Annotated in this window: 1 protein-coding gene; it reads left to right on the forward strand. The window is 56.1% G+C overall.

All coding sequences use genetic code 11. The features are described from left to right. Positions 1-191: hypothetical protein (locus tag MES37_RS24660; RefSeq protein ID WP_237932850.1), on the forward strand; the 191-nt coding region annotated here is incomplete at its 5' end. Positions 192-271: the final 80 nt, after the last annotated feature.

The raw sequence follows: 271 nt of genomic DNA on the forward strand, positions 1-271 counted from the left end.
CAGACGATCGCGCCCTCCAGCCGTTCCCGACGGCTGGACCCTGCCACCTGGAGTCAAAATGGAGGCGATTTAAGCCGGACCCGAAATTCAAGGTCAAAGTCAAAAGCCAGAGCGGTTTTGACCTTGTCCCCGGTTTCAATCGCACCGTTTTTTACCCTTCAGTCGGGGTCACGTGGTCGGGAACCACGTGAGAGAGCGATCGTCTGGAACGAATCGCGAACGACCCCGAATGTTGGGTGAAAAACGGTGTTTACCGCTTTAGCGGCGATTG

Source organism: Buttiauxella sp. S19-1 (genome assembly GCF_022134725.1).
Classification (GTDB): Bacteria; Pseudomonadota; Gammaproteobacteria; order Enterobacterales; family Enterobacteriaceae; genus Buttiauxella; species Buttiauxella ferragutiae.